Below are 23928 nucleotides of genomic sequence, written 5' to 3'. Positions count from 1 at the left end.
ATGACAGGTCCTTACTGCAACTCAAGAAATTCGCAGGCTTGATCCCAGCCTGTCTTGTTGGGGATGAGTATTTCCATGCGGGTAAGGATCGTCTCCTGCACGGCTTGCCTGATGGTGCGGTCTGCTTGATTCGACTCGATAAAGCTTTTGAGTTTGTTCTGCAGCCCCTCAAGCTCACGGGTAAAAGCTTGCGAGCGTTCATGATTCTCTTGCTGCTTGCGCAGTTCAATGTCCATCAGCACGGAGCCTTCAATATAGTTTTTGCGTATAGGTGCGAACATTAGATACTGCATCTCCAGGTGCTGACTGAGATTTTTGCTCATGGAATCGAACTGGTCGAATGCCTGCTTGGTAATGCTTGCGCGAGCCTCTTCGTATTGGCGATCAATATCGGTAATAGCTTTGCTGTACTGATTGGCCAGCTCCTGCATCATTTCCCGTTCTTGCTCTGGCAATGCATCGAGTTGGTTGAGGATGCTGCTTTGAACGGCACGCAGTTGGTTCTTGCGGGAGCCGTATTCGGAAATAACCGAGATCGCACCGCTGAAGGGCAGTATGTCGCTCCAACTGAAGGTCAAATCAGACATCTTGCCAACCTTGCCCACATAGGTAGACAGATCGATTTGTCCTCCATTGAGCAGATCCAAAGCCGATTTCAAGTCTGTATTGGCAAGCGCAACGCCTTTGGACGAGAAGTGATTGACGTAAGCACCAGCTGCGACAGCGAACCCAATCGCAAACACTGCGCCGCTGGCTATCACGCCCAGGCTTCCCAGTGTAGTGCCGCCAATCGCGTAGCCTGAAATAGCCGCGGGAACGCTTGCGCCAAGGTAGACACCAACACCTGTCCCCACATTAAATGCCAAGCTGGTACCAACAACCTGTACCGCACCACCAATCGTTGACGAAGCAAACTGCAGATTGTCAATCTCACCTGTGGAGAATTTGTACAGGTTCTGGGCCAGCTGTACAGTGATTTGAGCAACGGCAGCAGCTACGTTGCCCTTGATGAGTTGTTTGCCGATTGTCTGGCTGATGGCTTTGCCGGTTTGTTTGGCTGCAGCATCGATCATCGCTTGGCCTGCATGCTGGATACTGGTGATCAGCAGCGCGTTGCCGGCACCTTTTACGGAGCTAACTACCACTCGTTGTGCGGCTTCCATGCATTGATCCATGGTCAGAGGTTCGTCGCTGCGCAAGACCTCTAGCAAGATGGTTGCACTCTCGCTAACAGCGCCACCAATTGCGCCAGCCTTGGCTGCATTGCGGTACTGCATCGAATTAAAATCGCTACGCACGCGCCCTTTTTCCTTGTACTCAGGGCCGTTTTCTTTTGTCTTAGCTTCCTTTACAAGTTCTTCAGCACTGCCGTCACCCTTTCGGTTTAGTCCTTTGCTGGAAATCTTGCCATCGCTCGATGTCAGCGTGTCGGTGGCGTTGTCAGCGGTGTCCTGATTGCTCTTCGAGACGTTGGGGCGTATTTCTTCGTTGCGTAGCGCCTGCTTGTGCGCCGAAGCCTTCACGGAGTCAACTTGATCTTTGGGTACGATCTTACCGACGTTGTCGTATTTTTCAGGTGATAACGCAGCAGCGGTCTTCTCGCCATCCTTATAGAACTTGACCTGGTGCCTGGTCGTGCCATCAGGCGTTGTCACGTGGATGTCGGCCACGGGGTCGTTATGGGCGCCAACATCGCGGGTGGCGCGATGGTTGTTCTGTCCCTTGGATGCTGCTTCAATATTGAACGAGCCAGTGTGATGTGCTTCTGCTGCAAAGCCCTGCTGTACGTCCATAGACTGATTGGTGAATCCGCCCCCTTTTTGGGAAATGGATTCCTGGATGCCTTTCCCGTAATCGGACAGTGCTTTATTCAGGGCGTCGCCCTGCTGTTGATTCCATAAGCCTTGGGAGTACGCAATACCTTGGTTGATGCTGTCTTTTGATTTCATTTTATCGCTCATCGTCTGTTCAAGCTGGTGTTGATTATTCGCTCGCAGTTTTTCCACAGTATTCTATTCTTTTCCGGCCAGGCGAAACTACGCTTAACGATTCATCGCTTGGGCATGACCTTGAAGCTGTGTAGTTCACTGTATTTGGCAATTTGTACTTGCACATGCGTGTCCAGGATTTCGCGCACACCCTGTGCAAAGGCCTGATAAGCTCGAATTGCTCCGGCTTGATATCACTTGGATAACCTCTTCTCATAATTCAGAGACTTTGAACAGATTCTTACGCTGCATGACCAACTCAGGATCGGTGCTTGTAATCGCACAGCAAACACGCAGCAACATATCAGGTGTATTCTGATTACTCATGACGGATCTTCTTTTGAAAATAATAGGGTTTGCAGCAACATTCGATTCGATGCTTTTCCGAAGCGAGGTGTTCTTCATCTTGCCATTTTGAAAAAACTGCGGGATTTCACCGGAAAACCGGTAAATAAATTTGTAGATTTAAGAAACAATTGTTTCAGATGAACGATAATGACGCAGATCCGAAAGCATGTTTGCCAGCAACATGCGCATCGGGTGCAAAGCGACACGATAACCCTCACGATACCAGTCTGGATAAAACAATCCTCGGCCTTCTTTGGTCAGCCAGACAGATCCGTCTGCGGAATGCGAGAACATAGCGGGCTTTATCGTTTGTTGTTCTATTAGCAGCTTTTTTACCCATTCATCGAGTTCGGCCCTTGCCGGTTCGATCAAATCCAATGCCAGCGATTGCCGGTCACGGTGTATGCCATGCAAGAAACCCACTTGAACATCCAGCCCAGCTTGCAAAACGAGTTGGGTAGCCAGGGACTGAGCCAGCGTATAAGCCAGTGACATTAATGCATTCACTTCATCTTTAGGAGGCTGCCGTGAACGTTTATCAAAACGGAAAGTGTCGCTATTCTCATACACAGCTGCCAGCACCTTGAAATGTTGCAATGTCGCGGCACCCTCCAACCCCATCAGGCTTGCCACATCGGATGCACTTGCAGCAGCATGTATCGTTTGATAGTATCCGTTCACATGATCAGGCGCATATTGACGAGCAAACTTGGCCATCGATTCCAACTTGGCCCAGATAACCCTACGCGCCAAATTGATTCGACGATATGCATCTGCATACGCCAGATGTTGCTGATGACGCAATGTGGCATGTCGAACCGGTAGTTGACCAAATCCCATGACAGGCGTATGACCCTGATGACAACGCAGCGGCAATACGGTGAGAGTCACACCATGCGCAGATATTGTCTGCAATAACCCGGTGCTCAACTTCACATCGCCATGAATGACGACAGAACCGAGTGCCCGCAAACCAACACGTTCACGACGGCCATCAGCATGAATCAATACAACCGTATCATGTGTTCCTTTTTCAAGTGTAGCGCCGGTTTTATCGACAACTAACGCCATTTTTCCATTCATGGTTATTTACTCCAGCGATGTGTTGAAATAGGCAAAACGGACTGCTCGAAAATACCGATATGCCACAAATCATGACAACCGCGCAATGGATAAATCCATAATCGATCACCGTCCGTTAAATATTGTGCACAACTTTCCATCAATCCAGATAATTGCGAAGCTGTGCCCCTCAGCCAGTACACAGAGCGTTGTATAAATGTCGTTTCAGATGCGATCTTACCGGCCACTGTTCGCAATGCATCAGGATCGGAAATATCCGAACAAATGATAAAATTACCTGTATTTGGTGGCAAAATTGCAACTTCGCTGCATGTCTGACCTGAACGTGCGCAAACCATGAGCCGTTTTTCTTGATGACGCAACCGCAGACCCTCGCGTGGCCACCATACCACCAGTGAATCCTGCTCAAGATCACAAAGCTCGCTCAGTTCAGCAAGCAACCCTTTGAATTCACAGTTATCCAGTATCGCCTCAAATACCGAATATTGCTTGGCATGATGAATCGAATCCAGCACGCGCCGTACACGGCGCGCACGACGTTCGCATGTCATATCGTACGAGATGACAACAAGCCGGGATGGTTTGTTATTTCCTTGTATTGTAAATAGCATATAATTTTATTCTGGATTGAGTGGTTGGGCTGCAAGCAGATTTGTCGTACGCAACCATTGCCCTAGAAAACGAAACGGCTTTACAGCATTGACGACTATCGTTTTGGATGGGTTCAGGCGTAAACGCATTGTGCTAACTAGATCGGCACATTGATTCTTAACCGTTTCCGCCATACAGCGCGTTGCAGTCATCAACAAAAAATCATCCGCAAAACGAACCATCGAAACATTCTGTTTGCGCATATCATCATCTAAACGCCATAAATAGATATTGCACAGCCAGGGTGCCAATACAGATCCTTGTGGAATGCCGATTGACTGCTCGGTCAAGTCACCCTGCCACCCAAGATATTGTGTTACCAGATCAGATGCGGCTGTATCCTGTAACCTATACGCTACCTCCTTGAGCAAGGCCTGGCGTGGAATAGCGTCGAAACAACGTTCGATATCGGCATCAACAACCCACGGCAAACCAGCATCAATAAATGCTTTTGCCTGCGTTACCGCATCTTTAACACCACGCCCGGGGCGATAACCATAAGAAAATGGCGACATCAATTGATCAGTGCGCGCTTGCAATGCCTGTAACAATGCACGTTGGGCAACACGATCACGAATCATATAAACTTTGATATCTCGTCGCTCGCCATTTGCCTTGGCAATTGATATGCACTTTGGCGGGGTAGGGCGATAACTGCCATTACGCAATGCCTCGGCAAGTGTTAGGATTGGGCCGACCGGATCATTTGCGACCGATGACATTGGCATTCTGTTCGCCCACAGGCCGCGATAACGCTTGTAGCGCATATAGGCACGCCTCAAATTGTCACTCTGGCAGACTGACTCGCCCAATGCTAAGATCGGTCTTATAATGGTTCTCCAAGATCGTGTATTATCTATCATCATAATGTTTTTAAAAAAAAGCAGGTTATCACCGAAAAATTGGTAAAATGGAAAAACATCCGCTACACTGCTTTACTGCAGAAACTCAGGGAGCAACGGATAAGCTGTTGTTTCTGAGATAAAAACCAAGTAATGGATGGGGGTTGCAGAAATAAGACGTGCAGAGACACGCTTGAAACGTGTATATCGTTAAACTTATCATAAACTTCCCGTTGCAGAAATAAGACGTGCAGAGACACGCTTGAAACCTTTACGTCGATAGCTTCTACTGGCTTATTGTTGCAGAAATAAGACGTGCAGAGACACGCTTGAAACATAGTTGTTCTAAGCTCTGACAATGTTTTCGTTGCAGAAATAAGACGTGCAGAGACACGCTTGAAACTTTGTAGTCTTCAGGCTTCATACCTTCAGGGGTTGCAGAAATAAGACGTGCAGAGACACGCTTGAAACGTGTATATCGTTAAACTTATCATAAACTTCCCGTTGCAGAAATAAGACGTGCAGAGACACGCTTGAAACCTTACTTTGATGTAAGAATTAATAACGAAATGTTGCAGAAATAAGACGTGCAGAGACACGCTTGAAACAACATAAACACATATATAACCTGATTTATGGTTGCAGAAATAAGACGTGCAGAGACACGCTTGAAACAGCATGAACATTCAGGTATTTAATTATATGTTGCAGAAATAAGACGTGCAGAGACACGCTTGAAACGTTCTCAGTAGATCGTCCATTACTACCGTGTGGTTGCAGAAATAAGACGTGCAGAGACACGCTTGAAACAGACCTTCATGCTGGCCCTCCTTTTCATTTCGTTGCAGAAATAAGACGTGCAGAGACACGCTTGAAACGTCGTAAGGCACCTGTAAGTTCATTTTATGTTGCAGAAATAAGACGTGCAGAGACACGCTTGAAACTTAATTCATTGCCAGTAACCAGCTCAGCTGTTGCAGAAATAAGACGTGCAGAGACACGCTTGAAACAGAACTTTTAGGATCAACTACATTTTCGATGTTGCAGAAATAAGACGTGCAGAGACACGCTTGAAACTCTTACTGATGACGCGATTTTTTGCTGACTGTGTTGCAGAAATAAGACGTGCAGAGTTGATCGACGAAAATGCCTGACTAGGCAGACGACATGGTGAACCGAAGATTTTCAAACAGGCTAGACGGTGAAATTGTAGGGGAGAATTACGAAAACGGGGTTAGTTGTACGCGATGGTCTGTGTTTTTACAAGTAACCTGAGCCGGCTATTTTTCTACGAGATTTTTTGATCTTATGACGATGGTTCTCGTTGTGTTTATAAGGCATTGGCTTCTCTGCAGGTGAAATTCCTCAACATTATGCCTGACAGATTATCTTCTCGCCGCTAAGTTCGATTTATTCAACAACGTCTATGCAACCATGCAATCAGCTTCTGCTCATTGAACTTTGATGTTTTCATTATTGGATATTGCTTGACACCATAACAGGGGTGATGCATGATTAAGTATGTTTAAATCTGAATTAAAAACTGTTATCACTCCGCCCGCGTTTAAAGAGATCCTGTTGATTGGCGGCGTCAAGAGCGCAGCTGTTCGCATGGCAGATAAGGGCTTGGTTCTTATACTGCGGATCGGTGGAGAAGATCGTATATTGGGGCAGTATCGGGGCGGCCCTCGCTATTTCCGTTCGCTGGATGGAGCAGCATCAGTGCTGATTCAACATGGTATCTACCAGTTCGAAGTGAATGTGACCGGATGGCTACCGAGAACATTGGTTCGAAAGGGTGGTGATTTGCTGGATGGTACCAACGAGACATCTTAGAAAAAGCAAAAGCCCCGTTTTTTGGCAACGGGGCTTTGCAGGGATCGGTTCCTATCAGTCTTGGCGGACTGATAAATACCACAGCCGTAGAATAGAAAAAAACAACGACTGTTTCGCAAACGCTATTCTACGGCTTGATCCCTGCTTTGACAAGTTTTTGTGTTTTTAGCACAGGGCTGAAAGGGGAAAAATGGCTGTTGTACAGTTAGCACTATTTAATGGAACCGAAGAGGCCAGGACGTACCACGACCCCAGCCGCTTCGGCTTTTTTTCTATCTTAGTCAATGTGAGCGGCGACAAACGGCAATCATCACACCGTTTGATTGAAATGCCGACCGTATTGGGCCTGATCGACAAGACCTGCGACACTTGGATAAGTCAAGCCGAGTTTATACGACCTAATCGCCGTGTAGTAAATCTTGCGCGGGTAGGTTTGCTGTTCGCCGATTTAGATACTTACCGTACTGACTGGGCAGCTGGGCGCAGCCCCAAACAGTTAGCTCAATCTGTTTTATATCATTGTCACAAAGAAGGTATCCCCACCCCGTCGATGCTGATTTTCAGTGGTCGAGGCATTCAGGCAAAGTGGCTGTTAGAGGGTACTTTACCCCGGGCTGCATTGCCCCGTTGGAATGCTTGCCAGCGTTATCTGATTGACCGGTTAAAGTCAGTAGGCGCTGATGTAAGCGCTAAAGATGCCAGTCGCGTGCTTCGCCTGGTCGAAACAGTCAACAGTAAAAGCAATCAAGTCTGCCGCGTTGTTCACGTTGAAAACGGATCAGACGGCCAACCAGTGCGTTACAATTTTGAATACTTGGCAGAAATACTTTTACCTGTAGCGCGTTGGGATATTGAAAAGCAAAATCAGGCGCGTAATCAACGCCAGAAGCAAAAGCAGCTAAAACTGTTAGATGGTGACAAAACCACAAGTAATTTGCGCGGCTTTAGTGGCCGTCAGCTCGCATGGCATCGGTTGGAAGACTTGCGAACCTTAGCCACCTTGCGCGGCGGTGCCAGTGAGGGTGACCGGATGAAGCATCTATTCTGGCGTTTAAACTTTTTACTTTTATCGGGTGCAACCAACAGCCGTTTGATGTACCACGAAGCGGCCGCGTTAGCGCGTGAGGTTGATGCTGATTGGGGCTACAACAGCAAGGAGCTGATGACGCTCTATTCTAAGGCGAAACAGTACGAGGCTGGGGAAAAGGTCAGCTTTGGCGATAAAGAATTTGCTCCACTCTACACGCCCCGTAACGATACCCTGATCAACCTGTTTGAAATCACAGACAGCGAACAAAAAGAACTACGCACGATTATCAGTAAGGATATGGCTTTAAATCGCAGACGTGACCGTGACAGAAAGCGAGACGAAGAGCGGAGACGCGCTGCAGGCACAATGGACAGAGAAACATACCTGGAAGCCGCGAATGCCAAGCAGCAACAGGCACAAGCGCTAAGGGCGCAGGGCTTGAGTGTGCGGGCGATTGCAGAGCAACTAGGCATCAGTAAAACCGCAGTAGGCCGTTATATTCAGACTTGAAAAATCAAGTGTCCCAAGTCCCTCCCCTATTACTAATGGCGAAGCCTTGCGGTCTGGGAGGAGGGGATGAGTTTGTTATTTCTTTGGTATAGTGTGAGTCGTTGGGGTATAAGTCCAGGGTAGTTCGCGCTAACGCTTGTAGCGCATATAGGTACGCCTCAAATTGTCATTCTGGCAGACTGACTCGCCCAATGTTAAGATCGGTCTTATAATGGTTCTCCAAGATCGTGTATTATCTATCAGCATCATGTTTTTGAAAAAAAAGCAGGTTATCACCGAAAAATTGGTAAAATGGAAAAACACCCGTTATACAGTTTTACTGCAGAAACTCAGGGAACAGCGGATAAGCTGTTGTTTCTGAGATAAAAACCAAGTAATGGATGGGGGGTTACAGAAATAAGACGTGCAGAGTTGATCGACGAGAATGCCTGACTAGGCAGATGATGACATGGTAAACCGAAGATTTTTAAACAGGTTAGACAGTGAAATTGTAGGGGAGAATTACGAAAACGGGGTTAGTTGTACACGATGGGCTGTGTTTTTACAAGTAACCTGAGCCGGCTATTTTTCCTTTTGTAACGCTTGTATCATTTTTTTCAGTGGTTGCCAGTCTGGATTTCTTTTCCGGCGTAGTTTACTGTAGTTACTGCGGTACCTTCGCTTTTAGACGCGGATAATCGAGAAGTCCGTGATCAGTATATGCGTGCATCGTCAGCCAATCCTGTGTAGCAATTTTGTTTGTAGCGAGTTTATCCTTTAAAGCTACCAAAGCTTGCGTTTTGTGTTTCTCAACGTCATTATTTTCCAGAAACCGGGTATCTTTTTCCTGCCGCAGGCGAATTTGATCGGTTATGATATACACGCTTCCCATTCCCAGCGGGCGTCCCAGTCCAAGCTTATGAGCATAATCTATTGGATTTCCATTTTTAGCAAGCTGATGTGGTTGGAGCACCGCCAGCAAGGCGCCCAGTTCCCAATCTTGTAGCCGTGCAAACCGGATGGTATATTTGAATTGTGTCTCTGGTGCACAAATGAAGCGTGCTAGTGTAGATTGATTAGAGTTGATTGCCTTTTCACCTTGTGCAGCAATATCGTTATCAGTCTTGACAGAAGGCTGGTGCCGATAATACTTGCGTCCATTTCGGTTAAGATAGTGCTTGGCCGTTGGTTTTGGTTGACCAAGAACCTTGAGTGGTACGCAATAACTTTTTTCCTTTTTACCCATAAACCTAGGAACACCCACGCTGACGGCATGGTTGGGCACGATGCGCCCGGCCATCCGCTCAAAAACACCCTTACCGATCGGCGTATCTTCGTCGTTACGCACATAGCCAAACAGAAGGCGTGCACCGGTAAGACATTCCGGCGCGACATCCCTGTCGTTCTGTTTTTCTCTCGGAACTTTTTCGCAATCTTTTGGTGTCAGGCAGTTTTGAAGTACAACTTTCTTCCCGTGCTCATTAACCCGCTCCATTGGCGCTGACAATAACGCGCTCAGACTGTGACGGATCATGCCTTTCAAGGCGCTACCGGCAATGACCACACGGCCATCTTCCAGAAGCAGTGGCTCTGAAATCTGTTTTTCTTTGTCCAGGTTGCCGAACCGCCATTGTCGCAGTTTTGTTTGATCTGCTTCATCTACTTTATACCGCGCATTGCCGGGCAATAGTGGTGTCAAAGCTTTGAGAGTGCAAAGAATTTCTCCCGATAGCAAGTCTCCACCACTTGAACCATCGTGCCAGACTGGCGATTCTGTGACGGCCTGATCGATGTTGATCATTTTAAAGCCATAAGGCAGCAGGCTAGATGCAGCAGTTGTAGTTGTAGCTGCTTTTTCCAGGGGTTTGATGAGCCTGACGTTGACTGCATCTTGTTTGCCAGGTTTCTTTTGGCTTTTCTTCAGATCATAACTGACAACCTGTCCTTCCTGTAATGTATCAAAGCGATAAGGCTTGACAATATTACTAGAATGGAAGAAATGGCTTTTCTTGCTACCAGAGGATCCAACAAAACCAAATCCTTTGTCTTTGACGAGTTTCTGAATTACGCCTTCAGGCATGGTTATTCTCCTTTTGAATTAGGGGTCTAGGGAGCAATGGAACGTAAAACCCGGTTAAGGACCCTAAGTTTTTCATTTACTGCGTGCAAGTAAACGTGAAACCGTTGCCGGATGTACACTAAAAAGCCGTGCGGCATCAGCAGCAGTCTTCTCACCTGAACTCACCAAATGTATGATTTCTCGTTCCTGATGTACCTTGAGTTTGGGACGACGACCACCAATACGACCCTCTTTACGAGCTGCATTCAAGCCATTCCGTGTACGTTCACGTAGCATAGCTCGTTCGAATTCAGCAAATGATCCGACAATCTGCATCATCATACGGCCTCCAGGTGATGTAGTATCAATTGCTTCTGTTAAGCTCTGAAATCCAGCGGCGGCCTGTTGAATCTTTTCCATTAAAGTCAGAACATCTTTTAAAGAGCGAGATAAGCGATCTAGCTTCCAGACTACAAGTACATCGTCCTTGCGTAGTTGTCCGAGTAAACGATGCAATTCAGGTCTATCCCAACGACCACCACTAACTTTTTCTTCAAAAATAAGCTCACATCCAGCAGACTTGAGTGCAGTAATTTGAGCTGCATTGTCCTGATCTTGAGTTGAAACTCGTGCATAACCGATAAGCATAATTGCAAAAACCTGTTGCCAATGGATGCAATAATGCAATATATTTACGCAACAGGCAATACCTTTATTTCAGGTAAAGCTCCATTGTTGCACAAACATCCGTTTGTGCAACAATGGCAATAACTAAAAAATAGCCTTCCGATGCCTGTTCAATTTCTGACAGCAGAACAACGCGCCAACTATGGTCGATTCATTGACGATCCCAACGCGGATCAATTGACGCGCTATTTTTATCTAGATGACGCTGACCACGCGGTGATTAGTGTTAAGAGAGGCAACCATAACCGATTAGGTTTTGCGCTACAACTTACTACCGTCCGTTTTCTCGGCACCTTCCTAGAAGATCCTCTGGATGTACCTGACTCAGTATTGCAAACATTGGCCCGACAATTACAGATTACAAACACTGATCAAGTGCTTTGTTATCGCGATGCTGATCAGCGTTGGGAACACACAGCAGAGATACGGTTGCGATATGGTTTCAGTGATTGGAGTAACTCGACTGTCAGTTTTCGCATGAGTAGATGGCTTTATGCCTTATGTTGGACAGGTACCGAACAATCGGGTGTTCTATTTGATCGTGCCACAACTTGGATGCTTGCTCACAAAGTACTTTTGCCTGGCTGCACATCTCTTGAACGTTTTGTGGCTCGTTTGCGCAACCGTGTTGAGAATCGACTATGGAAACGACTTGGATGTAATATCACAAGCGAGCAACGAACCCAACTGGAAGACTTGCTTACAGCACCACCACAAGGTCGTAGCTCCTGGCTCGATAAATTGCGATCTGGCCCGGCGCGAGTCAGCGGACGTTCATTGGTGCTCGCCATTCAACGCTTACAAACCGTTCGCAATTTGGGTATCAGGCTACCATTGACTGGTGTTCCACCCAGTCGGCTTGCTTCACTTGCACGATTTGCAGGTACTGCCAAAGTCACCGCTATTAGCCGATTACCAGCCGTGCGTCGGCTGGCCACTCTAGTTGCCTTTATCCACTGTCTGGAAGCGACCGCATATGATGATGTGGTCGAAGTGCTGGATATGCTATTACATGAATTTTTTGGTGATGCGGCCAAAGCTAACAAAAAGGCAAGACTACGTAGCATTAAAGATCTTGATAAAGCTGCTATCGTATTAGCAACGGCTTGCCGAACTTTGTTGGATTCCGAAAATGTGGATAGCGATCTACGTGAAATCGTATTTATACGTACCCCACATAAGATGCTAGAACAAGCATTAGCTTGTGTCGACGCGTTGGTTAGACCACCTGATGATGTGTATTATAGTGAGTTAGAAACACGTTACCGCACTTTGCGTTTATTTCTTCCCACTTTATTACGACACGTTCAGTTCGGTGCCAGTCCAGCAGGTGAATCTATAACCGCAGGATTTGACTGGCTACGAATCCATGAACTGCGTGTTAAACCAGAACCTCAAGCGCCACGAGATGTAATTACCAAATCATGGCAACGCTATGCCTTGCAAGATGATGGCAGTGTTGATTCGAAAGCATACACGTTCTGTGTACTTGATGAACTGCGGAAGGCACTGCGCCGCCGTGACGTGTTTATCAGTCCGAGTTGGCGCTATGCCGATCCGCGTGCTGGATTAATTTCCGGCCAAGAATGGGAGACTACGCGCCCAATTGTTTGTCGTAGTCTAGAACTGTCAGCAGACCCCGCGCCAACCTTGGCTGCATTATCTGCAGAACTAGATCAGACTTATCGTGCAGTTGCCGCGCGACTGCCCAATAATGCTGATGTCCGGTTTGAGGTTGTGGATGGTAAGAAAGAGCTGGTTTTGAGTCCATTAGACAAACTTGAAGAACCCGAGTCGTTACTAAAACTACGCGAATCAGTAGCTGCTAGGTTGCCTGTGGTGGACTTGCCAGAGATACTTCTAGAAATCTCAAAACGTACAGGTTTTACTGATGCATTTACTCATCTTACTGAACGTACTGCACGGGCGCAGGAGCTAAACACAAGTCTATGTGCGGTATTGTTAGCCGAAGCATGCAATACCGGACCAGAGCCATTAATTCGACATGACGTTCCTGCACTGCGGCGTGAGCGCTTGGCTTGGGTCGATCAGAATTATATTCGCGATGATACCTTAGTCGCCGCCAATGCAATCTTAGTGGCTGCGCAGAACCAAATTCCGTTAGCTCGCATCTGGGGTGGAGGTGAAGTAGCATCAGCGGATGGAATGCGACTTATTGTGCCGGTGCGAACGGTTCACGCCGGACCCAATCCAAAATATTTTGGCTTTGGTCGTGGTGTTACTTGGTACAACTTGATGTCCAATCAATGTTCAGGGCTTAATGCCATCACAGTGCCTGGTACTCTGCGTGATAGTTTGATTTTGCTGGCAGTTGTATTGGAGCAGCAAACTGAGCTGCAACCAACGAAGATTATGACCGATACAGGTGCATATAGCGATATTGTCTTTGGACTCTTTCGGTTGCTGGGTTATCGCTTCAGTCCTCGTTTAGCAGACATCGGAGGCACGCGTTTTTGGCGCATTGATCCTCATGCAGATTATGGTGAACTCAATTTTATCGCACGACAATGTGTAGCCCTTACACGAGTTGAAGCGCATTGGGACGACTTATTACGATTGGCTGGCTCTCTCAAATTGGGTCGTGTATCTGCCGCTGGTATCATGCGTACTTTGCAAGTGGGGGACCGACCAACTCAACTAGCCTTGGCTCTAGCTGAATTTGGTCGAATTGAAAAAACACTACACTCTTTGAGCTATATAGATGATGAAAATCATCGTCGAGCTACTTTGTTGCAATTAAATCGTACCGAGGGAAGACACGGCTTAGCTCGTGATGTATTTCATGGTAAGCGCGGTGAACTACGTCAACGCTATAGAGAAGGCCAAGAGGATCAATTGGGCGCGCTTGGCTTGGTGGTTAACATCATCGTGTTATGGAATACGGTCTATATGGATGCAGTTTTAGCACAGCTTCGAGAGGAAGGTCATGAAGTGTTGGATAGTGATGTTGCACGGCTATCACCTTTTATTCATGAGCGACACATAAATTTGTTAGGTCGTTACTCTTTTGCAATACCTGAAGCAGTTACACGTGGCGAGTTACGACCATTACGCAACCCTGATGATGAAGATCCTTAACCGGGTTTTACGTTCCATTGCTCCCTAGACCCCAGGCCAGGACGTACCACGACCCCAGCCGCTTCGGCTTTTTTTCTATCTTAGTCAATGTGAGCGGCGACAAACGGCAATCATCACACCGTTTGATTGAAATGCCGACCGTATTGGGCCTGATCGACAAGACCTGCGACACTTGGATAAGTCAAGCCGAGTTTATACGACCTAATCGCCGTGTAGTAAATCTTGCGCGGGTAGGTTTGTTGTTCGCCGATTTAGATACCTACCGTACTGACTGGGCAGCTGGGCGCAGCCCCAAACAGTTAGCTCAATCTGTTTTATATCATTGTCACAAAGAAGGTATCCCCACCCCGTCGATGCTGATTTTCAGTGGTCGAGGCATTCAGGCAAAGTGGCTGTTAGAGGGTACTTTACCCCGGGCTGCATTGCCCCGTTGGAATGCTTGCCAGCGTTATCTGATTGACCGGTTAAAGCCAGTAGGCGCTGATGTAAGCGCTAAAGATGCCAGTCGCGTGCTTCGCCTGGTCGAAACAGTCAACAGTAAAAGCAATCAAGTCTGCCGCGTTGTTCACGTTGAAAACGGATCAGACGGCCAACCAGTGCGTTACAATTTTGAATACTTGGCAGAAATACTTTTACCTGTAGCGCGTTGGGATATTGAAAAGCAAAATCAGGCGCGTAATCAACGCCAGAAGCAAAAGCAGCTAAAACTGTTAGATGGTGACAAAACCACAAGTAATTTGCGCGGCTTTAGTGGCCGTCAGCTCGCATGGCATCGGTTGGAAGACTTGCGAACCTTAGCCACCTTGCGCGGCGGTGCCAGTGAGGGTGACCGGATGAAGCATCTATTCTGGTGTTTAAACTTTTTACTTTTATCGGGTGCAACCAACAGCCGTTTGATGTACCACGAAGCGGCCGCGTTAGCGCGTGAGGTTGATGCTGATTGGGGCTACAACAGCAAGGAGCTGATGACGCTCTATTCTAAGGCGAAACAGTACGAGGCTGGGGAAAAGGTCAGCTTTGGCGATAAAGAATTTGCTCCACTCTACACGCCCCGTAACGACACCCTGATCAACCTGTTTGAAATCACAGACAGCGAACAAAAAGAACTACGCACGATTATCAGTAAGGATATGGCCGCAGAACGTCACAGAGACCGCGACAGAGAGCGCAGACGTGCAGCGGGGGCAGTGGACAGGGAAACATACCTGGAAGCCGCGAATACCAAGCAGCAGCAGGCACAAGCGCTAAGGGCGCAGGGCTTGAGTGTGCGGGCGATTGCAGAGCAGCTAGGCATCAGTAAAACCGCAGTAGGTCGCTATATTCAGACTTGAAAAACCAAAGTGTCCCAAGTCCCTGCGTATTACTAATGGCGAAGCCTTGCGGTTTGGGAGGAGATGAGTTTGTTATTTCTTTGGTATAGTGTGAGTCGTTGGGGTATAAGTCCAGGGTAGCTTGCGCTAACGCTTGTAGCGCATATAGGTACGCCTCAAATTGTCATTCTGGCAGACTGACTCGCCCAATGTTAAGATCGGTCTTATAATGGTTCTCCAAGATCGTGTATTATCTATCAGCATCATGTTTTTGAAAAAAAAAGCAGGTTATCACCGAAAAATTGGTAAAATGGAAAAACACTCGTTATACAGTTTTACTGCAGAAACTCAGGGAACAGCGGATAAGCTGTTGTTTCTGAGATAAAAACCAAGTAATGGATGGGGGTTGCAGAAATAAGACGTGCAGAGACACGCTTGAAACCCCCAGGGTATGTGTAGTTCGTCATACTGATGTGTTGCAGAAATAAGACGTGCAGAGACACGCTTGAAACGCTTTTATTTCTTTGTTGTAAAAGTATGAGTTGCAGAAATAAGACGTGCAGAGACACGCTTGAAACTCTATCTTCTAACAATTCCGAAGACTTGGGTTGCAGAAATAAGACGTGCAGAGACACGCTTGAAACGTTATTTTATTGTAAGAAGTAATGATGATTGTTGCAGAAATAAGACGTGCAGAGACACGCTTGAAACCGTTAGATATCTAATCTAGTTCTAATGGGGGTTGCAGAAATAAGACGTGCAGAGACACGCTTGAAACGATGACTATGTTGACATCCGAAGGTTTAAACGTTACAGAAATAAGACGTGCAGAGACACGCTTGAAACTATCCTTTTTAGTTTAGATATATTTTCGTAAGTTACAGAAATAAGACGTGCAGAGTTGATCGACGAGAATGCCTGACTAGGCAGATGTGATGTGTGTTGTCAAATATGGAGTCCATCGGGTTAAGCAGCTATAAGCTTTTCATAATATTATTGCTGAGTAAATGCTGCCGGTGACAGATAGCGCAGTCTTTTTTGCTTACGTTGTCGGTTATAAAAGATTTCGATGTATTCGGTAATCTCTTGAATTGCCTGTTGTCGTGTTTTGAATTTCCGATGATGCACCAGTTCATTTTTAAGTATTCCCCAAAAACTTTCTATTGGTGCATTGTCCCAACAATCACCCTTGCGGCTCATGGAGGCGGTCATGTCGAACTGCTTCAATAGATCTTGATAATCATGTGCACAGTACTGGCTGCCACGATCTGAATGAAGAATCAATCCTATGGGCGGACGTTTTCTGGCAGTTGCACGAAACAAAGCCTGTATAACAAGATTCTTAGTCATTCTTTCACTCATAGAATAACCCACCAACTCTCCATTAAATAGTTCCTTTATTCCAGCCAAATATAGCCATCCCTCATCGGTAGAAATATAGGTGATGTCACTTACCCATGCTTTATTTGGTGCACTAACAGTAAATTCACGTTTTAATACATTAGGCGCTATTGGCAAGCGATGTTTAGAATCGGTTGTCACCTTAAATTTTCGATTCTGTTTACAGCGTAAACCCAGCTTCTTACGTAGCGTTCGCACACGGTACGGGGTGGTCTGCACGCCATGATCTGCTAGATCACTATGCAGACGTGTTGCACTGTAGGTTTCACGTGTTCGTTGATGGGCAGCTTTTATCTCTATTTCCAGCCTTGCATTCTCCCGTTCACGCTCACTCGGCGCACGAACTCTCCAAGCATAAAAGCCACTTTCAGAAACACGGGGTCTAGGGAGCAATGGAACGTAAAACCCGGTTAAGGATCTTCATCATCAGGGTTGCGTAATGGTCGTAACTCGCCACGTGTAACTGCTTCAGGTATTGCAAAAGAGTAACGACCTAACAAATTTATGTGTCGCTCATGAATAAAAGGTGATAGCCGTGCAACATCACTATCCAACACTTCATGACCTTCCTCTCGAAGCTGTGCTAAAACTGCATCCATATAGACCGTATTCCATAACACGATGATGTTAACCACCAAGCCAAGCGCGCCCAATTGATCCTCTTGGCCTTCTCTATAGCGTTGACGTAGTTCACCGCGCTTACCATGAAATACATCACGAGCTAAGCCGTGTCTTCCCTCGGTACGATTTAATTGCAACAAAGTAGCTCGACGATGATTTTCATCATCTATATAGCTCAAAGAGTGTAGTGTTTTTTCAATTCGACCAAATTCAGCTAGAGCCAAGGCTAGTTGAGTTGGTCGGTCCCCCACTTGCAAAGTACGCATGATACCAGCGGCAGATACACGACCCAATTTGAGAGAGCCAGCCAATCGTAATAAGTCGTCCCAATGCGCTTCAACTCGTGTAAGGGCTACACATTGTCGTGCGATAAAATTGAGTTCACCATAATCTGCATGAGGATCAATGCGCCAAAAACGCGTGCCTCCGATGTCTGCTAAACGAGGACTGAAGCGATAACCCAGCAACCGAAAGAGTCCAAAGACAATATCGCTATATGCACCTGTATCGGTCATAATCTTCGTTGGTTGCAGCTCAGTTTGCTGCTCCAATACAACTGCCAGCAAAATCAAACTATCACGCAGAGTACCAGGCACTGTGATGGCATTAAGCCCTGAACATTGATTGGACATCAAGTTGTACCAAGTAACACCACGACCAAAGCCAAAATATTTTGGATTGGGTCCGGCGTGAACCGTTCGCACCGGCACAATAAGTCGCATTCCATCCGCTGATGCTACTTCACCTCCACCCCAGATGCGAGCTAACGGAATTTGGTTCTGCGCAGCCACTAAGATTGCATTGGCGGCGACTAAGGTATCATCGCGAATATAATTCTGATCGACCCAAGCCAAGCGCTCACGCCGCAGTGCAGGAACGTCATGTCGAATTAATGGCTCTGGTCCGGTATTGCATGCTTCGGCTAACAATACCGCACATAGACTTGTGTTTAGCTCCTGCGCCCGTGCAGTACGTTCAGTAAGATGAGTAAATGCATCAGTAAAACCTGTACGTTTTGAGATTTCTAGAAGTATCTCTGGCAAGTCCACCACAGGCAACCTAGCAGCTACTGATTCGCGTAGTTTTAGTAACGACTCGGGTTCTTCAAGTTTGTCTAATGGACTCAAAACCAGCTCTTTCTTACCATCCACAACCTCAAACCGGACATCAGCATTATTGGGCAGTCGCGCGGCAACTGCACGATAAGTCTGATCTAGTTCTGCAGATAATGCAGCCAAGGTTGGCGCGGGGTCTGCTGACAGTTCTAGACTACGACAAACAATTGGGCGCGTAGTCTCCCATTCTTGGCCGGAAATTAATCCAGCACGCGGATCGGCATAGCGCCAACTCGGACTGATAAACACGTCACGGCGGCGCAGTGCCTTCCGCAGTTCATCAAGTACACAGAACGTGTATGCTTTCGAATCAACACTGCCATCATCTTGCAAGGCATAGCGTTGCCATGATTTGGTAATTACATCTCGTGGCGCTTGAGGTTCTGGTTTAACACGCAGTTCATGGATTCGTAGCCAGTCAAATCCTGCGGTTATAGATTCACCTGCTGGACTGGCACCGAACTGAACGTGTCGTAATAAAGTGGGAAGAAATAAACGCAAAGTGCGGTAACGTGTTTCTAACTCACTATAATACACATCATCAGGTGGTCTAACCAACGCGTCGACACAAGCTAATGCTTGTTCTAGCATCTTATGTGGGGTACGTATAAATACGATTTCACGTAGATCGCTATCCACATTTTCGGAATCCAACAAAGTTCGGCAAGCCGTTGCTAATACGATAGCAGCTTTATCAAGATCTTTAATGCTACGTAGTCTTGCCTTTTTGTTAGCTTTGGCCGCATCACCAAAAAATTCATGTAATAGCATATCCAGCACTTCGACCACATCATCATATGCGGTCGCTTCCAGACAGTGGATAAAGGCAACTAGAGTGGCCAGCCGACGCACGGCTGGTAATCGGCTAATAGCGGTGACTTTGGCAGTACCTGCAAATCGTGCAAGTGAAGCAAGCCGACTGGGTGGAACACCAGTCAATGGTAGCCTGATACCCAAATTGCGAACGGTTTGTAAGCGTTGAATGGCGAGCACCAATGAACGTCCGCTGACTCGCGCCGGGCCAGATCGCAATTTATCGAGCCAGGAGCTACGACCTTGTGGTGGTGCTGTAAGCAAGTCTTCCAGTTGGGTTCGTTGCTCGCTTGTGATATTACATCCAAGTCGTTTCCATAGTCGATTCTCAACACGGTTGCGCAAACGAGCCACAAAACGTTCAAGAGATGTGCAGCCAGGCAAAAGTACTTTGTGAGCAAGCATCCAAGTTGTGGCACGATCAAATAGAACACCCGATTGTTCGGTACCTGTCCAACATAAGGCATAAAGCCATCTACTCATGCGAAAACTGACAGTCGAGTTACTCCAATCACTGAAACCATATCGCAACCGTATCTCTGCTGTGTGTTCCCAACGCTGATCAGCATCGCGATAACAAAGCACTTGATCAGTGTTTGTAATCTGTAATTGTCGGGCCAATGTTTGCAATACTGAGTCAGGTACATCCAGAGGATCTTCTAGGAAGGTGCCGAGAAAACGGACGGTAGTAAGTTGTAGCGCAAAACCTAATCGGTTATGGTTGCCTCTCTTAACACTAATCACCGCGTGGTCAGCGTCATCTAGATAAAAATAGCGCGTCAATTGATCCGCGTTGGGATCGTCAATGAATCGACCATAGTTGGCGCGTTGTTCTGCTGTCAGAAATTGAACAGGCATCGGAAGGCTATTTTTAGTTATTGCCATTGTTGCACAAACGGATGTTTGTGCAACAATGGAGCTTTACCTGAAATAAAGGTATTGCCTGTTGCGTAAATATATTGCATTATTGCATCCATTGGCAACAGGTTTTTGCAATTATGCTTATCGGTTATGCACGAGTTTCAACTCAAGATCAGGACAATGCAGCTCAAATTACTGCACTCAAGTCTGCTGGATGTGAGCTTATTTTTGAAGAAAAAGTTAGTGGTGGTCGTTGGGATAGACCTGAATTGCATCGTTTACTCGGACAACTACGCAAGGACGATGTACTTGTAGTCTGGAAGCTAGATCGCTTATCTCGCTCTTTAAAAGATGTTCTGACTTAATGGAAAAGATTCAACAGGCCGCCGCTGGATTTCAGAGCTTAACAGAAGCAATTGATACTACATCACCTGGAGGCCGTATGATGATGCAGATTGTCGGATCATTTGCTGAATTCGAACGAGCTATGCTACGTGAACGTACACGGAATGGCTTGAATGCAGCTCGTAAAGAGGGTCGTATTGGTGGTCGTCGTCCCAAACTCAAGGTACATCAGGAACGAGAAATCATACATTTGGTGAGTTCAGGTGAGAAGACTGCTGCTGATGCCGCACGGCTTTTTAGTGTACATCCGGCAACGGTTTCACGTTTACTTGCACGCAGTAAATGAAAAACTTAGGGTCCTTAACCGGGTTTTACGTTCCATTGCTCCCTAGACCCCTAATTCAAAAGGAGAATAACCATGCCTGAAGGCGTAATTCAGAAACTCGTCAAGACAAAGGATTTGGTTTTGTTGGATCCTCTGGTAGCAAGAAAAGCCATTTCTTCCATTCTAGTAATATTGTCAAGCCTTATCGCTTTGATACATTACAGGAAGGACAGGTTGTCAGTTATGATCTGAAGAAAAGCCAAAAGAAACCTGGCAAACAAGATGCAGTCAACGTCAGGCTCATCAAACCCCTGGAAAAAGCAGCTACAACTACAACTGCTGCATCTAGCCTGCTGCCTTATGGCTTTAAAATGATCAACATCGATCAGGCCGTCACAGAATCGCCAGTCTGGCACGATGGTTCAAGTGGTGGAGACTTGCTATCGGGAGAAATTCTTTGCACTCTCAAAGCTTTGACACCACTATTGCCCGGCAATGCGCGGTATAAAGTAGATGAAGCAGATCAAACAAAACTGCGACAATGGCGGTTCGGCAACCTGGACAAAGAAAAACAGATTTCAGAGCCACTGCTTCTGGAAGATGGCCGTGTGGTCATTGCCGGTAGCGCCTTGAAAGGCATGATCCGTCACAGTCTGAGCGCGTTATTGTCAGCGCCAATGGAGCGGGTTAATGAGCACGGGAAGAAAGTTGTACTTCAAAACTGCCTGACACCAAAAGATTGCGAAAAAGTTCCGAGAGAAAAACAGAACGACAGGGATGTCGCGCCGGAATGTCTTACCGGTGCACGCCTTCTGTTTGGCTATGTGCGTAACGACGAAGATACGCCGATCGGTAAGGGTGTTTTTGAGCGGATGGCCGGGCGCATCGTGCCCAACCATGCCGTCAGCGTGGGTGTTCCTAGGTTTATGGGTAAAAAGGAAAAAAGTTATTGCGTACCACTCAAGGTTCTTGGTCAACCAAAACCAACGGCCAAGCACTATCTTAACCGAAATGGACGCAAGTATTATCGGCACCAGCCTTCTGTCAAGACTGATAACGATATTGCTGCACAAGGTGAAAAGGCAATCAACTCTAATCAATCTACACTAGCACGCTTCATTTGTGCACCAGAGACACAATTCAAATATACCATCCGGTTTGCACGGCTACAAGATTGGGAACTGGGCGCCTTGCTGGCGGTGCTCCAACCACATCAGCTTGCTAAAAATGGAAATCCAATAGATTATGCTCATAAGCTTGGACTGGGACGCCCGCTGGGAATGGGAAGCGTGTATATCATAACCGATCAAATTCGCCTGCGGCAGGAAAAAGATACCCGGTTTCTGGAAAATAATGACGTTGAGAAACACAAAACGCAAGCTTTGGTAGCTTTAAAGGATAAACTCGCTACAAACAAAATTGCTACACAGGATTGGCTGACGATGCACGCATATACTGATCACGGACTTCTCGATTATCCGCGTCTAAAAGCGAAGGTACCGCAGTAACTACAGTAAACTACGCCGGAAAAGAAATCCAGACTGGCAACCACTGAAAAAAATGATACAAGCGTTACAAAAGGAAAAATAGCCGGCTCAGGTTACTTGTAAAAACACAGCCCATCGTGTACAACTAACCCCGTTTTCGTAATTCTCCCCTACAATTTCACTGTCTAACCTGTTTAAAAATCTTCGGTTTACCATGTCATCATCTGCCTAGTCAGGCATTCTCGTCGATCAACTCTGCACGTCTTATTTCTGTAACCCCCATCCATTACTTGGTTTTTATCTCAAAACAACAGCTTATCCGCTGTTCCCTGAGTTTCTGCAGTAAAACTGTATAACGGGTGTTTTTCCATTTTACCAATTTTTCGGTGATAACCTGCTTTTTTTTCAAAAACATGATGCTGATAGATAATACACGATCTTGGAGAACCATTATAAGACCGATCTTAACATTGGGCGAGTCAGTCTGCCAGAATGACAATTTGAGGCGTACCTATATGCGCTACAAGCGTTAGCGCGAACTACCCTGGACTTATACCCCAACGACTCACACTATACCAAAGAATAACAACTCATCCCCCTCCTCCCAGACCGCAAGGCTTCGCCATTAGTAATAGGGGAGGGACTTGGGACACTTGATTTCAAGTCTGAATATAACGCCTACTGCGGTTTTACTGATGCCTAGTGCTCTGCAATCGCCCGCACACTCAAGCCTGCGCCTTAGCGCTTGGCCTGTTGCTGCTTGGCATTCGCGGCTTCCAGGTATGTTTCTCTGTCCATTGTGCCTGCAGCGCGTCTCCGCTCTTCTCTCGCTTTCTGTCACGGTCACGTCTGCGATTTAAAGCCATATCCTTACTGATAATCGTGCGTAGTTCTTTTTGTTCGCTGTCTGTGATTTCAAACAGGTTGATCAGGGTATCGTTACGGGCCGTGTAGAGTGGAGCAAATTCTTTATCGCCAAAGCTGACCTTTTCCCCAGCCTCGTACTGTTTCGCCTTAGAATAGAGCGTCATCAGCTCCTTGCTGTTGTAGCCCCAATCAGCATCAACCTCACGCGCTAACGCGGCCGCTTCGTGGTACATCAAACGGCTGTTGGTTGCACCCGATAAAAGTAAAAAGTTTAAACGCCAGAATAGATGCTTCATCCGGTCACCCTCACTGGCACCGCCGCGCAAGGTGGCTAAGGTTCGCAAGTCTTCCAACCGATGCCATGCGAGCTGACGGCCACTAAAGCCGCGCAAATTACTTGTGGTTTTGTCACCATCTAACAGTTTTAGCTGCTTTTGCTTCTGGCGTTGATTACGCGCCTGATTTTGCTTTTCAATATCCCAACGCGCTACAGGTAAAAGTATTTCTGCCAAGTATTCAAAATTGTAACGCACTGGTTGGCCGTCTGATCCGTTTTCAACGTGAACAACGCGGCAGACTTGATTGCTTTTACTGTTGACTGTTTCGACCAGGCGAAGCACGCGACTGGCATCTTTAGCGCTTACATCAGCGCCTACTGACTTTAACCGGTC

12 protein-coding genes, 5 pseudogenes and 2 CRISPR repeat arrays are annotated in these 23928 nt (G+C 46.8%); of the genes and pseudogenes, 7 read left to right on the top strand and 10 right to left on the bottom strand.

Going from position 1 to position 23928, the window contains the following annotated elements; translation table 11 throughout:
- Nucleotides 1–11: 11 nt before the first annotated feature.
- The 5 genes and pseudogenes from BUQ89_RS12950 to BUQ89_RS12930 all read right to left on the bottom strand — a co-directional run bounded on the left by BUQ89_RS12950 (nt 12) and on the right by BUQ89_RS12930 (nt 4837).
- A complete protein-coding gene (locus BUQ89_RS12950) occupies nt 12–2006 on the bottom strand; it encodes a hypothetical protein (RefSeq protein ID WP_218146785.1) in 1995 nt (664 codons plus the stop codon).
- Nucleotides 1958–2149: pseudogene (locus BUQ89_RS12945) on the bottom strand (IS5/IS1182 family transposase); the annotation flags it as partial. The gene BUQ89_RS12950 and the pseudogene BUQ89_RS12945, both read right to left, overlap by 49 nt.
- A 304-nt stretch (nt 2150–2453) precedes the next feature.
- Entirely contained in the window at nt 2454–3419 is a 966-nt protein-coding gene (cas1, locus tag BUQ89_RS12940) for a CRISPR-associated endonuclease Cas1 (protein ID WP_028462580.1), read from the bottom strand.
- A 2-nt stretch (nt 3420–3421) separates the two neighbouring features.
- Nucleotides 3422–4030 carry a CRISPR-associated endonuclease Cas2 gene (gene cas2 / locus BUQ89_RS12935; RefSeq protein WP_083399571.1) on the bottom strand — a complete coding sequence of 203 codons (609 nt, stop codon included), beginning with the start codon at nt 4028–4030 and terminating at the stop codon, nt 3422–3424.
- A 6-nt stretch (nt 4031–4036) separates the two neighbouring features.
- The gene (locus BUQ89_RS12930) at nt 4037–4837 is read right to left on the bottom strand and encodes a reverse transcriptase domain-containing protein (protein WP_028462582.1); all 801 of its coding nucleotides are present in this window, start codon (nt 4835–4837) and stop codon (nt 4037–4039) included.
- Between the two features lie 238 nt (nt 4838–5075).
- A CRISPR array of direct repeats spans nt 5076–5989; the repeat unit is 37 nt; unit sequence GTTGCAGAAATAAGACGTGCAGAGACACGCTTGAAAC.
- Nucleotides 5990–6433: 444 nt separating this feature from the next.
- On the opposite strand from BUQ89_RS12930, the gene parC reads away from it, so the two are divergent.
- Together parC and BUQ89_RS12920 are read left to right on the top strand one after the other, a co-directional pair.
- A complete protein-coding gene (parC, locus tag BUQ89_RS12925; protein ID WP_028462583.1) occupies nt 6434–6748 on the top strand; it encodes a ParC family partition-associated protein in 315 nt (104 codons plus the stop codon).
- A gap of 190 nt (nt 6749–6938) precedes the next feature.
- A complete protein-coding gene (locus BUQ89_RS12920) occupies nt 6939–8288 on the top strand; it encodes a replication protein (protein WP_074202674.1) in 1350 nt (449 codons plus the stop codon).
- A 643-nt stretch (nt 8289–8931) separates the two neighbouring features.
- Here BUQ89_RS12920 and BUQ89_RS12915 read toward each other — a convergent pair.
- Together BUQ89_RS12915 and BUQ89_RS12910 are read right to left on the bottom strand one after the other, a co-directional pair.
- On the bottom strand, nt 8932–10347 hold the full coding sequence (locus BUQ89_RS12915) for a cold shock domain-containing protein (RefSeq protein ID WP_051537774.1): 1416 nt from the start codon (nt 10345–10347) through the stop codon (nt 8932–8934).
- Between the two features lie 72 nt (nt 10348–10419).
- Entirely contained in the window at nt 10420–10974 is a 555-nt protein-coding gene (locus tag BUQ89_RS12910) for a recombinase family protein (protein ID WP_074202673.1), read from the bottom strand.
- Between the two features lie 141 nt (nt 10975–11115).
- Between BUQ89_RS12910 and BUQ89_RS12905 the strand changes: the two genes are divergently transcribed.
- Nucleotides 11116–14112, top strand: a complete 2997-nt coding sequence (locus BUQ89_RS12905; RefSeq protein WP_028462522.1) for a Tn3 family transposase — start codon at nt 11116–11118, stop codon at nt 14110–14112.
- 89 nt (nt 14113–14201) lie between these two features.
- On the top strand, nt 14202–15443 hold the full coding sequence (locus tag BUQ89_RS12900) for a replication protein (RefSeq protein WP_218612826.1): 1242 nt from the start codon (nt 14202–14204) through the stop codon (nt 15441–15443).
- A gap of 384 nt (nt 15444–15827) precedes the next feature.
- Nucleotides 15828–16268: direct repeats of the CRISPR family, unit length 37 nt; unit sequence GTTGCAGAAATAAGACGTGCAGAGACACGCTTGAAAC.
- Between the two features lie 147 nt (nt 16269–16415).
- On the opposite strand, the pseudogene BUQ89_RS12895 reads toward BUQ89_RS12900, so the two are convergent.
- Both BUQ89_RS12895 and BUQ89_RS12890 read right to left on the bottom strand, forming a co-directional pair.
- Nucleotides 16416–17198: pseudogene (locus BUQ89_RS12895) on the bottom strand (IS3 family transposase); the annotation flags it as partial.
- 35 nt (nt 17199–17233) lie between these two features.
- Nucleotides 17234–20230 (bottom strand): Tn3 family transposase, encoded by a 2997-nt coding sequence (locus BUQ89_RS12890; protein ID WP_028462522.1) that lies wholly within the window; start codon nt 20228–20230, stop codon nt 17234–17236.
- 140 nt (nt 20231–20370) lie between these two features.
- Between BUQ89_RS12890 and BUQ89_RS14690 the strand changes: the two are divergent.
- The 3 genes and pseudogenes from BUQ89_RS14690 (at nt 20371) to BUQ89_RS12875 (ending at nt 22411) form a co-directional block, all read left to right on the top strand.
- Nucleotides 20371–20924: pseudogene (locus BUQ89_RS14690) on the top strand (recombinase family protein).
- Nucleotides 20925–21037: 113 nt separating this feature from the next.
- Nucleotides 21038–21190, top strand: a pseudogene (locus BUQ89_RS14685) (cold shock domain-containing protein); the annotation flags it as partial.
- Between the two features lie 84 nt (nt 21191–21274).
- Nucleotides 21275–22411, top strand: a complete 1137-nt coding sequence (locus BUQ89_RS12875; protein ID WP_074202671.1) for an RAMP superfamily CRISPR-associated protein — start codon at nt 21275–21277, stop codon at nt 22409–22411.
- 704 nt (nt 22412–23115) lie between these two features.
- Here BUQ89_RS12875 and BUQ89_RS12870 read toward each other — a convergent pair.
- Nucleotides 23116–23928, bottom strand: a pseudogene (locus BUQ89_RS12870) (replication protein); the annotation flags it as partial.

The organism is Nitrosomonas cryotolerans ATCC 49181, assembly GCF_900143275.1.
Lineage (GTDB): Bacteria > Pseudomonadota > Gammaproteobacteria > Burkholderiales > Nitrosomonadaceae > Nitrosomonas > Nitrosomonas cryotolerans.
The sequence above is the reverse complement of the archived record's forward strand: the minus strand, read 5'-3'. Positions and strand labels throughout refer to the sequence as shown.

Bases quoted from the DNA above. Each gene is read 5' to 3' on its own strand.
- cas1 (WP_028462580.1), bottom strand. From the start codon at position 3,419: ATGAATGGAAAAATGGCGTTAGTTGTCGATAAAACCGGCGCTACACTT.
- cas2 (WP_083399571.1), bottom strand. From the start codon at position 4,030: ATGCTATTTACAATACAAGGAAATAACAAACCATCCCGGCTTGTTGTC.
- BUQ89_RS12930 (WP_028462582.1), bottom strand. From the start codon at position 4,837: ATGCGCTACAAGCGTTATCGCGGCCTGTGGGCGAACAGAATGCCAATG.
- parC (WP_028462583.1), top strand. From the start codon at position 6,434: ATGTTTAAATCTGAATTAAAAACTGTTATCACTCCGCCCGCGTTTAAA.
- BUQ89_RS12920 (WP_074202674.1), top strand. From the start codon at position 6,939: ATGGCTGTTGTACAGTTAGCACTATTTAATGGAACCGAAGAGGCCAGG.
- BUQ89_RS12915 (WP_051537774.1), bottom strand. From the start codon at position 10,347: ATGCCTGAAGGCGTAATTCAGAAACTCGTCAAAGACAAAGGATTTGGT.
- BUQ89_RS12910 (WP_074202673.1), bottom strand. From the start codon at position 10,974: ATGCTTATCGGTTATGCACGAGTTTCAACTCAAGATCAGGACAATGCA.
- BUQ89_RS12905 (WP_028462522.1), top strand. From the start codon at position 11,116: ATGCCTGTTCAATTTCTGACAGCAGAACAACGCGCCAACTATGGTCGA.
- BUQ89_RS12890 (WP_028462522.1), bottom strand. From the start codon at position 20,230: ATGCCTGTTCAATTTCTGACAGCAGAACAACGCGCCAACTATGGTCGA.
- BUQ89_RS12875 (WP_074202671.1), top strand. From the start codon at position 21,275: ATGATCAACATCGATCAGGCCGTCACAGAATCGCCAGTCTGGCACGAT.